Raw genomic sequence first — 15,723 nt, 5'->3', positions numbered from 1 at the left:
CTTGATGCTGAAGAAAAATATTTTTCTTCTATAGATATTTTTCTAAAATCATAAACGAATTTCATTTCTTATGATTTTCAGTCATATAAAGCTGTAACATTTTAAATTTCTATTCGACTTATCAATAAATTTAAAACAAAAAGAAAATGCAAGCACATGAAATAGATTATCAGATATTTGGGGAAGAAATGCAATATGTAGAAATAGAACTTGACCCACAAGAAATTGTAATTGCCGAAGCAGGTAGTTTTATGATGATGGACAACAACATACAAATGGAAACTATTTTTGGCGATGGTTCTGGACAACAATCAGGGCTTTTCGGAAAACTTTTAAATGCAGGCAAAAGAGTCCTAACAGGAGAAAGTTTGTTTATGACGGCTTTTATAAATCAAAATAATACAAAAAGTAAAGTGTCTTTTGCATCTCCTTATCCAGGAAAAATAATAGCTATCGATTTAACGCAATTTGGCGGTAAATTTATTTGCCAGAAAGATTCTTTTCTTTGTGCTGCAAAAGGCGTGTCTATAGGAATAGAATTTTCTAAAAAACTAGGGCGAGGTCTTTTTGGCGGAGAAGGATTTATTATGCAAAAAATAGAAGGAGACGGAATGGCATTTGTACATTCTGGCGGAACATTAGCTAAAAAAGAATTAGGTGTTGGCGATGTCCTTAAAGTCGACACAGGCTGTATTGTAGGTTTCACAAAAGACGTAGATTACGATATCGAATTTATTGGAGGCATTAAAAACTCTTTATTTGGTGGTGAAGGGCTATTTTACGCTACACTTCGCGGTCCAGGAACTGTATATGTGCAATCATTACCGTTTAGTAGATTGGCAGACAAAATTATTGCTTCAGCACCGAGATCTGGAGGAAGTAGCAACGAAGAAGGAAGTGTTTTAGGTGGATTAGGGAGACTTTTAGATTAATTTCTTTTCATAAATTATATAAATAAACGGTTTGCGAAAGTGAGCCGTTTTTTTATACACAGATTTGAGAAATTTTAAAAATCTATATGATTTCTTAAATCTGTGTATAAAAAACTATACCGACGGAATTGTTTCTACAACCATTTCATTTCCGTTTTTATTATAATAAGAACAGGTCATTTTATCCATAACTACAATCCATTTTTCAACACCCGATTTCGCACAGTCATTTAGAAATGTCATATAGTCGGTTTTTCCCTGTTGGTGTGCTTTTAAATCGGTCTGAAATTTTTGTATATTAATTTGATCCGAAATTGTAAGTGTTTCTAAAAAACCTTCCGATGATGTTTTAAAATTATTAGCTCCATAATAATTAGTATGATTATCATACACAAATGTTTCAAAAGAAATCACACCAAGTGCGATAAGATCTTGTATGTATTGTGGAAAATCAGCGCCACTTTTTACTTTAGCATGAGCATCTTTAATTTGTTTAATTGTGAACATATTATAACTTTTAATTATTCAAACATACATTTTTTAAATTTCAAAAATCTATTTTTGCAATAATCTTTAACTTGTTTTTTAATGTTGAAAATAATTCACTACAAAAACACGAAAATCTCTTATTCCGATGCCGGAAAAGGAACTGCTATAGTTTTACTTCATGGTTTTTTAGAAAACGCCACGATGTGGGATTCTTATATCGTATCATTTACAGAGAAATATAGGGTAATTACTATCGATTTATTAGGTCACGGGAAATCCGAATGTTTGGGTTATGTACACACGATGGAAGATCAAGCCGATATGGTTTATGCTGTTTTGCAACATCTGAAAATTAGAAAATCAGTTTTCGTAGGGCACTCGATGGGTGGTTATGTGGCTTTGGCTTTCGCCGAATTGTATCCAGAAAACACAAAAGGATTCGTCTTGTTAAACTCGACTACTTATGCCGATGACCATGAACGAAAAATAAACAGAAATCGTGCTATAAAAATGGCGCACAAAGAATATGGTTCTTTAGTACAAATATCTATCACAAATTTATTCAGCATCGATAATAGAGAAAGTCTCATCACAGAAATAAATCAAGTAAAAAAGGAAGCCTTAAAAACTCCTTTACAAGGCTACATTGCGGCACAAGAAGGTATGAAACTCAGAAAAAACAAAGAGCATTTGTTGCATCTTACCTCGTATCCGAAACTGCTTATTCTTGGCAAAAAAGATGGTGTTCTTAACTACGAAGACAACATAAAACAAGTAGAAGAAACAAACGTGCAACTGGTTTCTTTTCCTGACGGTCACATGAGTCATATTGAAAATCGGGAAGAATTAGAAAAAGTATTATCAGATTTTTTTAAGGGTTATTAGATAATTTTTTCCTCAAATGGAATATCTAATTTCAAAATCTCATTAATTAAAATAACAATTTCCGTTTTAAAAGACTCTAGAATTTCAGGTGTAATTACAGTAAAAACCTCTTTGTCTTGTTTGAATCCAAAAGGTAAAAACCCGCCTTTCATATTTTTGAAAGAAATAATTCCTGCTTCCATTTCTAATCCATTTACTTGTTTTTCATACATAAAAGCATAGCAAAGCAACTGAATGATTTTGTCGTTTTTTATGTCTAAAGTGAGCCCGTTCCAATCTTTGAGCTGAACGTTGTTTTTGTCTACTTTCCCAGTTTTGTAATCGATGATTCGGATTTTGTTGTTTCGGATTTCGATTCTATCTACATTTCCAGCTATTTTTACAGGAAAAGGCAAACGATTGTCTTCTAAAAGTCTTTCCAGAGGAGTTTCTAATGCTAAAACTTTTACAACATCACCATTTGCAATTTGCTTTTTTTCTTCAATCAAAAAATTAAAAACATTTCGTTTTGCTACTTCAAAAGCCAACAAGTTTTTCCCTTTTTTAACTTCTCCTTCTTTGTAAATTTCTTTAAATTGTTTGAGAACCTCGTCGTTTGCAAGAGTCAACATTTTATCCAAATCATCAGTAGTCAAAAATTTATTAATGACTGGTTTGTACAATGCTTCTAATGTTTCATGAATAATCGTTCCTAAAGTATTCAGTGCAATATTTTCTTCCACTTCTTCAGATTCTCTAATAGATAATATTCTTTGAAAATAAAACTGAATCGGATTTCTAATATAAGTAGTTAATGCTGAAGGTGAAAATCCTTTTCCTGTTGCAATTTCTTTCAATCTCGTCATTACGGATTCTGATTTGGAAACCGTTACTGGTTTGTAAGCAATATTTGGTACAATTGGCTGAATAATTTCGTGAGTCAAATTGTGATTTGGTTGTTTTTCGACTTCCAATTGTGTGATAAATCGACTTTTTTCGCCACCATCTAAACCGTCACTTTCGGTGTTATAAAGTAAATAAATATTTTTTGCACGTTGCAATAAATGATAAAAATGGTACGTATAAATTGCGTCTTTTTCTTTGTAAGTTGGTAAGCCTAATTCTCGTTTTACATCATAAGGAATAAAAGAATTGACGGTTTTTCCTGCCGGGAATTTACCTTCATTTAGCGAAGTTATAATCACCGTTTCAAAATCTAGAACACGACTTTCTAGAACACCCATAATTTGCAATCCAACTAACGGCTCTCCTTCAAAAGAGACCTCGGCAAGATCAATAACTTGTTTGTAAATGTTATGTAAAGTATCTATGTTTTCGATATATTCATTTTTAGAACAATATGTAATTAGTTTGTTAATGACTTTATATATTGAATACAAAAACGTTTTTACAACTTTATCTTCTTCTAAACTCGAATCCAAATTAGATTTGATAATCAATAATATTTCGGAAATAAGTTCTAAAATTTCAATAGGTTTTTGGTTCCATTTCTGAAAAAGTAACTCAAAAAGACGATTGGGATTCTCTTGAAATGAAATAACTTTTTGATGGGTTATGAATGTATAATTATTCTTTTTGATGGTATAAATTACCTTCGAAGCGTTTACGTAAGATTCTATAATTGGGTTAGAAAGCACATCGAGAACATCTTTGTAATAAAAAACATAACTAGATTCACTTCTGTTTAATGCGTTATTGTGCATTTTAAACAACTTTGTAACCAATAATTGGATTGGATTATTTTTACTAGGATAACCCATTGTGATGTTCAAACTACCAACGCTTGCTGGAAGAGAATGTAACATAGGTATAAGCATATTTTCATCGCCAAGCACTAAAGCTACTTTGTCTAAAGAGGCATTTGGTTCTTCTGAAATTAACGTATCAATTATTCCTGAAACAATTTTGGCTTGACCAATGGATTTTGCAGTACCAATAATTTGAATGTTTTTCTCTTCAGAAAAGTTAGTGGCAATCCACTCGAAAGGGTTGTTTTTATAATGAGGCCAAGTATTTTTGAAACGTCTCATAAATAATCCCGCATCGTGAGAGATATCGTTTAAAAAAATTGAGTCGATATCCCAATAAATAGATGCAATACCTTTATTAATAAGTTGTTGTACAATTTTTTCTTCTGCTTGATTTAAAGCATTAAAACCCGCGAAAACAATTTTTTTGTTTTTAAAATTAGAGATGAATGTTTCAAGATTGGATACCGCTTCTCTATAAATTAAACCTTGATGACCAATTTCTTTATTTTTTAGATGTGTATAAAATGATTCGTAATACAAAGGGAGTAATTTCCAAAATTCTAAGTAATTATCAATTAATGTAGTTTTGTCTTCTACTTCAATTCCCCAACGTTTGATGACTTCGATATCTTGAAGGTATGAAAACACATGTTTTGGATCAAGAAGATAACGATCAATCTCGTTAAAATCCTGTAATAGTGTTTTTGACCAGTTAGAAAACTGTTCGAATGTTTGTTGTTTTCCCTTTTCCGTTACAGATAAATAAACTGTGTAAAACTCAAAAAGTAATTCTATAGAATCTACGGATCTAATATTTGCAATTTCTTGAATAAAGTCTTCTATGCTTGTAATCTCTGGTGCAAAAGTAAAGTTGGGTAGGTTTTTTTTAAACACTTCGAGAAGAAATATTTTAGCTCTTTTGTTAGGTAGTATAATGGTTATTTCAGAAATATTTTCGATTTCATCTGAAAGAAATTGGATAACTAAATTTTCTAGAAAAGTATTGTTTGTCATAGAATATAAATATAAAAAAAACGCCCCGATAAATCGAGGCGTTTTAAGAATTTATTTTGGAAGTGATTATTTAACCACTTTTACTTCTACTCTTCTGTTTAAAGCTTTACCAGCTTTAGTTTTGTTTGAAGCGATTGGCACAGATTCTCCGAAACCAGCTGAAGTTAATCTAGAAGCATCAATTCCTTGAGAGATTAAATAATCTTTAACCGCTGCTGCTCTGTTTTCAGATAACGTTTGGTTTGCAGCATCTTTTCCATCACCGTCAGTATGACCTTCGATAGAGAAGTTAGATGAAGGATATTCTTTTAATATTGCAGTCATTGCTTGTAATACTACGAAAGTTCTTTGTTGGAAAGTAGCTTTGTTAGTGTCAAACAAGATAGTTTTAGCATAATCGTTTAGTTTTTTGATAGCTTCTTCAGAAACCTCAGGACAACCATTGTTAGCTACAGTACCTTTTACATCTACACATTTATCATCTTTGTCAAGAACTGAATCTCCGTCAGTATCTGGCCATGGACAACCACCGTTATCTCTTGGACCTGCAACTGTAGGACATTTGTCTTTCATATCTGCAACACCATCACCGTCAGTATCAGGACAACCGTTTAAAGCAGCTAAACCAGCAACTTCTGGACAAGCATCATCTTTATCAGCGATTCCATCTCCGTCAGTATCAGGACAACCATTCATTTCTTTAGAACCAGCAACTTCTGGACAAGCATCATCTTTATCAGCGATTCCGTCTCCATCAGTATCAGGGCAACCTTGAAATTCTTTTAAACCTGCAACATCGATACAAGCGTCATCTTTGTCATATATTCCATCGCCATCTGTATCTTTACCTCCAAATTTGAAAGTAAGACCAGCTGTGTTTTCAAAAACAGAAGGAAGGTCAAAGTTTGTAGCACTAACATATTCTCTGTCAGCAAATGCTTTTTTGTAAGTAGAAGCTAATGATAAACCAACTTGCTCAGTAAACCAGAAAGTTAATCCAGCTCCTATGTTTGCAGTACCACCAGATGTTTTACCCATCCAGCTATAACCACCACCAACATTTACAGAAGGATCGATTACTTTTGATCCTATTAGGCTCATTAAGCTATATTTAATAGCTAAATCTCCTGAGTAATACATTGCATTTGGATTAGCAACAACTACACTATTTGGAGTTGGGCCTACCCAGTTTACATATTTTGTAATTTTATTTACAGATCCTGTAACTCCTACAGAAAAATTACCGCCAACATTCCTAGAAACTGTTAAGTAAGAAACAGAAGGAAGTATATTCCAATTGTCTTTTGCGTTAAAAAATTCTGAAAAGTGATCTTTGAAATTAAAATCTCTCACACCAGCGCTAGTTCTTGTGTCTATTGCGTTGGCTCCGAAAGATATTGCCCATGGATTGTCGCTGTCTTGTGCAGAAGCACTTAATCCAGCAATCATCAACATGGAAACAAAAAGTTTGTTAAGATGTTTCATACTTAATTTTATTTGATTACATTACGTTATTGTGACAAAAGTAACTAGGAAATTATTAATTACAAAATGAATTGTTAAAAAAGTTAAATAAAAAGTGAAAAAAAATTATTTTTTAATAATATTTAGCTCTTCTCCAACTTCTGTAAAAGCTTTGATAGCCTTATCTAAATGCTCTTTTGTATGCGCTGCGGACAATTGAACTCTAATCCTTGCTTTGCCTTTGGGGACGACTGGAAAAAAGAATCCGATGACATAAATACTCTTTTCTAGCAATTTTTCGGCCATAATTTGGGATAATTTTGCATCATAAAGCATCACTGGAACGATTGCAGAATCTCCATTTATGAAATCTAGACCTGCTTTTCGCATACCTTCCTTAAAGTAATTGGTGTTCCATTCTAGTTTGTCACGAAGTGTAGTGTCTTTTTCCAATAGCTCAAAAACCTTAATAGATGCCCCAACAATTGCTGGCGCTAATGAGTTTGAAAATAAATATGGACGTGATCGTTGACGCAAAATTTCGATAATTTCTTTTTTAGCAGTTGTATAACCGCCCATTGCTCCGCCTAAAGCTTTTCCTAGTGTTCCTGTAATAATATCTACACGACCCATTACACCTTTTGCTTCCAATGTTCCTTTTCCAGTTGCGCCAATGAATCCTGCCGCATGACATTCATCGACCATAACCATCGCATCATATTTGTCGGCCAAATCACAAATTTTGTCTAATGGAGCAACTAAGCCATCCATAGAGAAAACTCCGTCAGTTACAATTAGTTTGAAACGAGTTCCCGCATCAGTTGCTTTAATTAATTGTTGTTCTAAATCTTCCATGTTGGAATTTTCGTAACGATAACGAGCTGCTTTACACAAGCGAACACCGTCTATGATCGATGCGTGGTTTAAACTATCTGAAATAATGCAGTCTTCTTCTCCTAATAATGGTTCGAAAACACCTCCGTTTGCATCGAAAGCAGCTGCATATAATATTGTGTCTTCTGTTCCGTAGAAATTTGCAATTTTTTGTTCTAATGTTTTGTGAATATCCTGTGTTCCGCAAATAAAACGAACCGATGACATTCCGAAACCATGAGAATCTAAAGCATCTTTTGCTGCCTGGACTACTTCTGGGTGTGATGACAATCCTAAATAATTATTGGCACAAAAATTAAGAACGGTTTCTCCATTAACAGTAATTTCGGCTCCTTGTGGTGAAGTAATGACTCTTTCTCTCTTGAAAATTCCGTTTTCTTCAATTGTGTTTAACTCGTTTTGTAAGTGTTGTTTAATTTTTCCGTACATTATTATGTGTGTTTGGTTATTCGATAATTTGGTTATTTGATCAAATTTAATGGCTTTTTGCTTTTGGCTAATGCATTGATTTTACAAATGTACTATTTCTAAATTCTCTCCTATATATATGAGTGATTTTTTCTGCACATTAAATCCCATTTCTATCAAAGCAAATTCATACTCTTTTAGTTGGTTTTCGTATTTAGGCTGATGCTTTCCAGTCTTATAATCCAACAAGTAAGCGTTTTGTCCAGAAATAGTAACTCTGTCTGGCTTGATGGTTTTCAAATCTTTTTTAATAATAGATTGTTCATTAAAAACTTTGCCTTTTTCAACAAAAAAATCTTTCAATTCTGGATGTAAAACAATTTCGATAATTGTTTTTTCAACTTCTTCTTGCTGATTTTCGGTAATAAGTCCCGTTTCTAATGCTTTTTTTATTGCGAGTGAAATGTCATTTTTGGTTTTTACTCCAGCTAAAATTTCATGTAAAACATTTCCAAACTCGATGGCTTTTTGTTGATGTGTTCCCCACATTAATGATTCTCTTTGTGCTATTTTTATAGCATTTGGATTGATAATTGAATTTACAGCTTCGATGTTTTTTCGTTTGGCTTCCAATGGCTTTTGTTTCGAAATTCTTTTTGGATTACCAAATTCGTAATTTAAAACATTTGAATCGAAATTTTTGTAATTTTCTAAAAATGCAATAAATAAAGAAGCAGAATTGTTAGGCAAATCTCCAGATTTATTCCTTTCTTTTATGCTCGAAATGATGTGCAATTGTTCTTCGGCACGCGTTAATGCTACATATAAAACATTAATATTATCTAACAAATCTTCCTGTGATTTCTGATTGTAAACCGAAGCTGCATTTTCGCCATACTCGGTGACCTTATTAGATTTGTCTATCAGAAATTTATCAAAATCTAAATCGTCAGACTGAGAATCGATCCACATTTTTTCTCTTTTGGGCGCACTATAATTTTCTTCGGCAAAAGGGAAAATAACCACAGGAAATTCTAATCCCTTCGATTTGTGAATGGTCATAATCCGAATCGCATTAGATCCTTCGGCAGACGGAATACTTAATTTATGCCCGTTTTTGCCCCAATAATCTAAGAAATCCGAAATGCTCATTTGGTATTTTACATCACGTTCTAGAACAATATCCAAGAAATATTGCACATATGCGTTGTTGTTTTTAAGATTGATGCATTTTGCTGCAATGAGCTCTGCGATTTCGTACAATGATTTTCTTCTACTGTTTTGAAATGAAAGATGTATCCCGAGATTAGCCAACCATTTTTCTAACTCAATTTCTTCTTTGTGTTGAATTCCTTGAAATATAAAATCGTGTGTTTCTAAATTATTGTCAATATTTTGATCCAAATAATACAAACCATTGGCTAATGATTCGATGTCATTTTTATCATTTAAATACCGAAGTATGTTCAAAACAAACTTCACTTCGGATGAGGCATTTATCAATAAACTTTCGGACGAAATAACAGGAATATTATTTTCAGTCAAGTAATTTGCCAATAAAACGCCATGTTTGTTGTTTCGGGTTAGCAATACAATTTCATTAAACAAAAAACCTTCTGTTTCTACTTTTCTGATGGTTTGCAAAGTAGTTTTAAGATAAATGTCATTTTTATTGATGTTTTCTTCATCTTCTTCCGAAACGAATTCGGCATCAATTTCTGGGATAAATGAAATATTTACATAACCACCTTTTTTCGTATTCGATTGTTGATAACTGTAATTTTCATATAAATCTTTGTAATCTTCGTTGGAAAATTTTTGTGATAAAAACTTAAAAAAATCATTATTAAATTCAATAACAGTATCGAAACTTCGGTAATTGGTTTCTAGATTAAAAACTTCTTTGTCTTTATTACTAAATGGATTTTTCGCTTTGGCCAAATCTATAAACTGTTCCGCTTTTCCGCCACGCCAACGGTAAATAGATTGTTTTGGATCACCAACAATCATAAGCGAACCTTGAATTCCTTGTAAATCTTCGCTCGAAAGCGAATTGTCAATTAACGGAATGAGATTTTGCCATTGCATTTCGGACGTATCCTGAAACTCGTCAATAAAAAAATGTTTGTATTTTTCGCCCAATCGTTCGTAAATAAAAGGCGCTGGTTGATTTTGAATGTGTTCAAAAATGAGTTTATTGAATTCAGAAATAGATAAGATATTTTGATCTTCCTGAATTTTTGCCAACTCGTTACTCACTGTATTTAGCAGTGAAAGCGGTGTGATGTTTTTTAGAAAAGCTTGATAGAAATCTTTCTTTTCGTAATTTTTATAAACTTTATATAAGATAAAAATCAGTTCGTCGGCAATTCCTTCAATGATGTCTTTGTCTTTTGCGTTTTTATTGATGGCAATATCATCGACAGTTCTAAACTTTTTATGCGTTAGTTTTAGTTCACTTCGCTGAATAAAACCCAAATGATTTGGAAAAGTTTCTCTAGAAAAGGATTTTAAATCAATTCCTTGGCTGTCAATAAGCAGTACGGCTTCGTTTGCTAAATGAATATTTTCGTTTTCTAATGATTTACAGGTTTCTTCTAATTTTACTTTGAGCTCGATAAATTCTGGAATTGTTTTGTCTTTGAGCGATAAAATTTCTTCGCGATAATTTTCGTTAAGAATTAACCTTCCTGTGTTCATAATTTCGCTCGAGACGTCCCATGATTTGTCATCGTCTGTTTTTTCCATGGTAAAATCGACGAGTAATTTGGTTAGCACTTCGTCTTCTCCAGCTTGAGCAACAATAGCATCTACGGCTTCTTGTAGTAGATTTTCGGTGTCTAAAGAAACATCAAAAGTGATAGGCAAACCCAAATCGAAAGCAAAGGCACGAATTACTTTATGAGTAAACTTATCGATAGTCGAAATGTCGAAAGCCGCATAATTATGAATGATATTTTTTATTATCGACTGCGCTTTGGTTTTAATTTGTAATGAATTCAGATTAATCTCTTTTGCTAAATCGTCCATTAATTGAACTGATTTTTCCGTGGGATTGTCTTTAGAAAAATCGAAAAGACTGTCTATAATTCTGGTTTTCATTTCGAAAACTGCCTTATTGGTAAAGGTTATGGCGAGAATATTCTTGTAAGCGTCGTTGTGTTTGGCTTTTAGAATAATTTTTAGATATTCTTTGACCAAAGTGTATGTTTTACCCGAACCGGCTGATGCGTTGTATATTGAGAATGCTGGTGTTTTCATAGTCATTGCGAGGAACGAAGCAATCTCGTTCGAATTAGAATGTTGTTTTTATGGCAAATTCCCTAGCCCCGATAGTAGTGGAAATCCTTTTTTGCGTCAGTTCGAGTTCGCTTGCAAAGCGAGTATCGAGAACAAGCAAAAAAGATTGTAATGAATAGCGGGAATAGCTTCAAATTTCTATTTCTGCAAAAATTACAATTATATAATTCACACTTTTAATGAAATTATAACAGCTTGAAATTTTAATTCCAAAGTTAAATGATTAATTTTGAATTTAAATATATACTAATCATTTTAAATATACAATTATGGCTTTCGAATTACCACAATTACCTTATGCATATGATGCATTAGAACCACATATTGATGCAAAAACAATGGAGATTCACCATTCGAAACATCATAATGCTTATACTACAAATTTGAATGCTGCGATTGCAGGAACTGATCTTGAAGGAAGAAGCATTGAGGAAATCCTAAAAAACCTTGACTTGACTAAAGCTGCTGTTCGTAATAATGGCGGTGGTTTTTTTAATCACAATTTGTTTTGGACAGTAATGTCACCAAACGGTGGTGGTTTGCCAACTGGAGAATTAGCTACTGCGATTGATGCGGCTTTTGGAACATTTGCCGATTTTAAAACTGCTTTTGCTAAAGCTGGTGCTACACAATTTGGTTCTGGTTGGGCTTGGCTTTGTGTAAAAGACGGAAAATTGGAAGTTTGCGGAACTCCAAATCAAGACAACACACTTATGCCTGGTGTAGGTTGTGGAGGAACTCCAATTTTAGGAATGGACGTTTGGGAACATGCTTACTACTTAAACTATCAGAACAGAAGACCTGATTATATTGAAGCTTTTTTTAATGTAATAAATTGGGATGAAGTTGCAAGACGTTTTGCGGAAGCAAAATAGTTTATTAAAATAAATCTTTAGAGAATAGACGAATAGACTTTTTACGAGTTTGTTCGTCTTTTTTCTTTATTTGACTTTGTCCCAATAAAAAAGGTGAAATTATTAGTTTCACCTTTTTTGCCCCAAATCTACCATAACTTAACCTACTTATGTAATGGTGTGGTAAAAGTATAGGGACACTTTTTTTTTACCAAATAAAAACGATGAATTGTAATAAAAACCGATGAAAAACACCTTCTAACTAGATTTTGTTAGATTGATTTCTAACTAAATTTGGTTAGAAATCTTTGTATTTTGGGTATAATAGGGGTTTAAAAAAGAATTTTGTAAGGCATTTAAAGTTGTTGTGTAGTAATTGAGAAAATTTTGCTCGTTTTTTCCTTGACTTTATTCCAATAAAAAAGGTAGAATTATTAGTTCTACCTTTTTTGCCCCAAATCTACCATAAACTTAACCTACTTATGTAATGGTAGGGCAAAAGTATGTGGAGTTTGTATTGTTGCCAAATAAAGTCGGTGAATTGTATAAATACTCGTTGAACTGTAATTATACTTCTTTTAGTAAGCCCGAGCATCTTTTCCTTCGTAGAAATTCATGAAAGCTCGGTTTACTACTCGGTTTCCGCCAGGTGTTGGATAATCGCCAGTAAAATACCAATCGCCTAGATTTTTAGGACAAGCAATGTGTAAATTTTTTACCGTTTGAAAAATAATTTTCACTTTGGCTTTTACCGAATCTTCTGTAAGCATTTCGGCAATTTTATCTGAAACCTCTTGTGGTTTGAATGGCGCATAAATTTCGGTTACAAAATTCACAACAGCATCATCTTTTAAATTTTCTTGTGCTTTACATTTGACATAAACTTCATCGACAATGTGGTATAAGTTTCTTTCTTTTAGCAATTCTAAAGCAGCTTTAAAGGCTACCAAGCCTTCTAATTTAGCCATATCTATACCATAACAATCAGGATAACGAATTTGCGGAGCAGATGAAACTACAATAATGCTTTTTGGCTTCAAACGATCCATCATTTTTATGATACTCATTTTTAATGTTGTCCCTCGAACAATACTATCATCGATAATTACTAAATTGTCTGTTGGTTTTATTACGCCATAAGTGACATCGTATACGTGGGCAACTAAATCATCTCGACTACTGTCTTCAGTGATAAATGTTCGTAGTTTTGCGTCTTTTATAGCAACTTTTTCGGTTCTTATTTTTACCGAAAGTAATTCTTGAAGGGATTCAGTTGTTAGCGTATCTTTATTTTTTAGAATAAAATCATTCTTTCGTTGATTTAAAAAATCTTGTGCAGCTTCTACCAATCCGTAAAAAGAAGTTTCAGCTGTGTTTGGGATATAAGAAAAAACGGTATTGTCAGTATCATTATCTATTGCATTAAGAACTGCAGGAAGTATTAATTTTCCTAGATTTTTTCTTTCTTGATAAATTTCGGCATCACTTCCACGAGAAAAATAAATTCTTTCGAAAGAACAGGCTTTTTTTACAGTTGGTGTGATAATTTGTTCTTCGGAAATTTTTCCACTTTTTTTAATTATTAAAGCATTTCCTGGTTGCAATTCTTGAACTTTTTCGAAATCGATATTAAAAACAGTTTGTATAACAGGTCTTTCGGATGCAACCACTACAATTTCGTCGTCTTGGTAATAATACGCTGGGCGAATTCCTGCTGGATCACGAAATACAAATCCGTCTCCATGTCCTAACAGTCCTGCCATTGCATAACCTCCATCAAGATTTTTAGAAGCTCTTTTTAAAATTTTTACTAAATCGAGTCTTTCAGCTATAACGGCCGAAGCTTCTCTTTTTGAGAATCCTTCGTTTTTACAATCTTGGTACAGATTAGTCACTTCCTCGTCCAGAAAATGTCCTATTTTTTCCATCACAGTAACCGTATCTGCCATTTCCTTCGGATGTTGACCTAATTCTACTAGACTATTGAAGAGTTCTTTAACATTAGTCATATTAAAATTTCCTGCCAAAAGTAAATTTCGGTGCATCCAATTGTTTTGACGCAAAAATGGATGTACATTTTCAATACTATTTTTTCCAAAAGTTCCGTAACGAACGTGACCTAAAAACAATTCGCCTATGTAAGGAATATTCTCTTTTTGAAGAGCCACATTATCTGCATATTCCGGATGTGCAATCATTTCTTCGTTTACTCTTGCGTTTATTTGTGCAAAAACATCTTGTATCGCTTGCGCATCGTTAGAACGCACTCTACTTATATATCTTTCGCCAGGTTCTACATCTAGTTTGATGCTTGCAAAACCAGCTCCGTCTTGACCACGATTGTGCTGTTTTTCCATCAGGAGATACATTTTTTGTATTCCGTAGAAAGCAGTCCCGTATTTTTCTTTATAAAACTCAAGCGGTTTTAATAATCTTAAGAAAGCTATTCCACATTCATGTTTGATTGCATCACTCATTGGGTTGTTGTAATTTTGTAGTTATTTTTCAAATCAAAAACGCCTCGAAAATTCCGAGGCGTTTTTATTATAATGTTATTTCAAATTGCGTTAGAGATTTGAATTGTTTCAATCTCGCGACAACCTCTTCTTTGTTTAAATTCAACATTCTTTCGGTTCCAAATTTCTCAACGCAGAATGATGCTAAGTTTGAGCCGTGAATGATTGCAGTTTTCATATTCTCGAAAGAAACATTTTCGCTTTGCGTAATAAACCCTGCAAATCCTCCCGCAAATGTATCTCCTGCTCCTGTTGGATCAAAAACTTCTTCGAGTGGTAATGCTGGCGCAAAGAAAACCTCTTTGTTATGGAAGATTAAAGCTCCATGTTCCCCTTTTTTAATCACTACATATTTAGGTCCCATTGTGTGAATCTTTGCTGCAGCTTTTACAAGAGAATATTCTCCTGACAATTGGCGCGCTTCTTCGTCATTTATAGTAATAACATCGACACGTTTGATAACGTTTAGTAAATCTTCAAGTGCGCAATCCATCCAGAAATTCATTGTGTCAAGAACTACCAATTTTGGTTTTTCTTCCATTTGATCTAAAACACTACTTTGTACCATTGGATGCAAGTTTCCTAGCATAACAACATCTGCATTTTTGAAATTTTGTGGTACTTTAGGTTGAAAATCAGCTAAAACATTTAGTTCGGTAGCCAATGTATCTCTAGAATTTAAATCATTATGATATTTTCCGCTCCAGAAAAAAGTTTTCCCTCCTTTTACTACTTCAAGTCCTGAAATATCGATGTTTCTTGAAGTTAATAAATCTAAATATTCTTGTGGAAAATCATTTCCTACAACTGAAACTATTGCTGATTGCAAGTTAAAATGTGAAGCTGAAAGTCCAATATATGTCGCTGCTCCTCCTAAAATTTTATCTGTTTTTCCAAAAGGAGTTTCAATAGCGTCGAATGCTACTGTTCCTACGATTAAAAGTTTGTTCATTTTCTGAATTTCAAATTAAGAGGCAAAGATAGTTTATAAGTTACAAAGTTGCAAAGGTTGTAAGTTACAAAGTTTTCATAAAAGTTTATTCTCTTCTCTTTCATAAAAAGCATCGATAGAAAGTGCTTTTTGGTTTGATGCAAAAACGGCTAATTCATCACATCGTTCGTTTTGTTTGTGGTTGTTATGACCTTTTATCCATTTAAAATCGACTTGGTGTTTTCTGTAAATAACTAGAAATCGTTTCCATAAATCGAAATTTTT

General features: G+C 33.1%; 11 protein-coding genes. 3 read left to right on the top strand and 8 right to left on the bottom strand.

From position 1 onward, the window contains the following. The first annotated feature begins 146 nt into the window (after positions 1–146). Complete coding sequence (locus tag ACH2BG_RS09060) at positions 147–932, top strand: TIGR00266 family protein (protein ID WP_395047370.1); 786 nt, start codon at positions 147–149, stop codon at positions 930–932. Between the two features lie 114 nt (positions 933–1,046). Here the strand turns inward: ACH2BG_RS09060 and ACH2BG_RS09055 are convergent, their stop codons facing one another. Beyond that, entirely contained in the window at positions 1,047–1,439 is a 393-nt protein-coding gene (locus ACH2BG_RS09055; RefSeq protein WP_395047369.1) for a DUF1398 domain-containing protein, read from the bottom strand. Positions 1,440–1,523: 84 nt separating this feature from the next. Between ACH2BG_RS09055 and ACH2BG_RS09050 the strand changes: the two genes are divergently transcribed. After that, positions 1,524–2,306: an alpha/beta fold hydrolase gene (locus tag ACH2BG_RS09050; RefSeq protein ID WP_395047371.1), complete on the top strand. Its 783-nt coding sequence runs from the start codon at positions 1,524–1,526 to the stop codon at positions 2,304–2,306. Here the strand turns inward: ACH2BG_RS09050 and ACH2BG_RS09045 are convergent. The 4 genes from ACH2BG_RS09045 to ACH2BG_RS09030 form a co-directional block, all read right to left on the bottom strand. Further along, positions 2,303–5,071, bottom strand: a complete 2,769-nt coding sequence (locus ACH2BG_RS09045) for a PD-(D/E)XK nuclease family protein (RefSeq protein WP_395047368.1) — start codon at positions 5,069–5,071, stop codon at positions 2,303–2,305. The genes ACH2BG_RS09050 and ACH2BG_RS09045 overlap by 4 nt on opposite strands. Before the next feature lie 66 nt (positions 5,072–5,137). After that, positions 5,138–6,556 (bottom strand): OmpA family protein, encoded by a 1,419-nt coding sequence (locus tag ACH2BG_RS09040; RefSeq protein WP_395047367.1) that lies wholly within the window; start codon positions 6,554–6,556, stop codon positions 5,138–5,140. A 105-nt stretch (positions 6,557–6,661) separates the two neighbouring features. After that, positions 6,662–7,858: a glycine C-acetyltransferase gene (kbl, locus tag ACH2BG_RS09035; protein WP_395047366.1), complete on the bottom strand. Its 1,197-nt coding sequence runs from the start codon at positions 7,856–7,858 to the stop codon at positions 6,662–6,664. An 81-nt stretch (positions 7,859–7,939) separates the two neighbouring features. Then, entirely contained in the window at positions 7,940–11,098 is a 3,159-nt protein-coding gene (locus ACH2BG_RS09030) for a UvrD-helicase domain-containing protein (protein WP_395047365.1), read from the bottom strand. A gap of 308 nt (positions 11,099–11,406) precedes the next feature. Here ACH2BG_RS09030 and ACH2BG_RS09025 point away from each other — a divergent pair, with 308 nt between their 5' ends. Continuing rightward, the gene (locus tag ACH2BG_RS09025) at positions 11,407–12,012 is read left to right on the top strand and encodes a superoxide dismutase (protein ID WP_395047364.1); all 606 of its coding nucleotides are present in this window, start codon (positions 11,407–11,409) and stop codon (positions 12,010–12,012) included. A gap of 557 nt (positions 12,013–12,569) precedes the next feature. Here the strand turns inward: ACH2BG_RS09025 and ACH2BG_RS09020 are convergent. The 3 genes from ACH2BG_RS09020 to ACH2BG_RS09010 form a co-directional block, all read right to left on the bottom strand. Continuing rightward, positions 12,570–14,468, bottom strand: coding sequence for an amidophosphoribosyltransferase (locus ACH2BG_RS09020; protein WP_395047363.1), 1,899 nt, complete (start codon positions 14,466–14,468; stop codon positions 12,570–12,572). 67 nt (positions 14,469–14,535) lie between these two features. After that, positions 14,536–15,459 carry a PfkB family carbohydrate kinase gene (locus ACH2BG_RS09015; RefSeq protein WP_395047362.1) on the bottom strand — a complete coding sequence of 308 codons (924 nt, stop codon included), beginning with the start codon at positions 15,457–15,459 and terminating at the stop codon, positions 14,536–14,538. A gap of 75 nt (positions 15,460–15,534) precedes the next feature. Continuing rightward, on the bottom strand, positions 15,535–15,723 hold a 189-nt coding region (locus tag ACH2BG_RS09010; protein WP_395047361.1), incomplete at its 5' end, for an RNase H family protein.

The sequence above is a fragment of the Flavobacterium sp. genome, from assembly GCF_043779715.1.
Classification (GTDB): domain Bacteria; phylum Bacteroidota; class Bacteroidia; order Flavobacteriales; family Flavobacteriaceae; genus Flavobacterium.
Note: the sequence above shows the minus strand (reverse complement) of the source record. Positions and strands in the feature narration are given on the sequence as shown.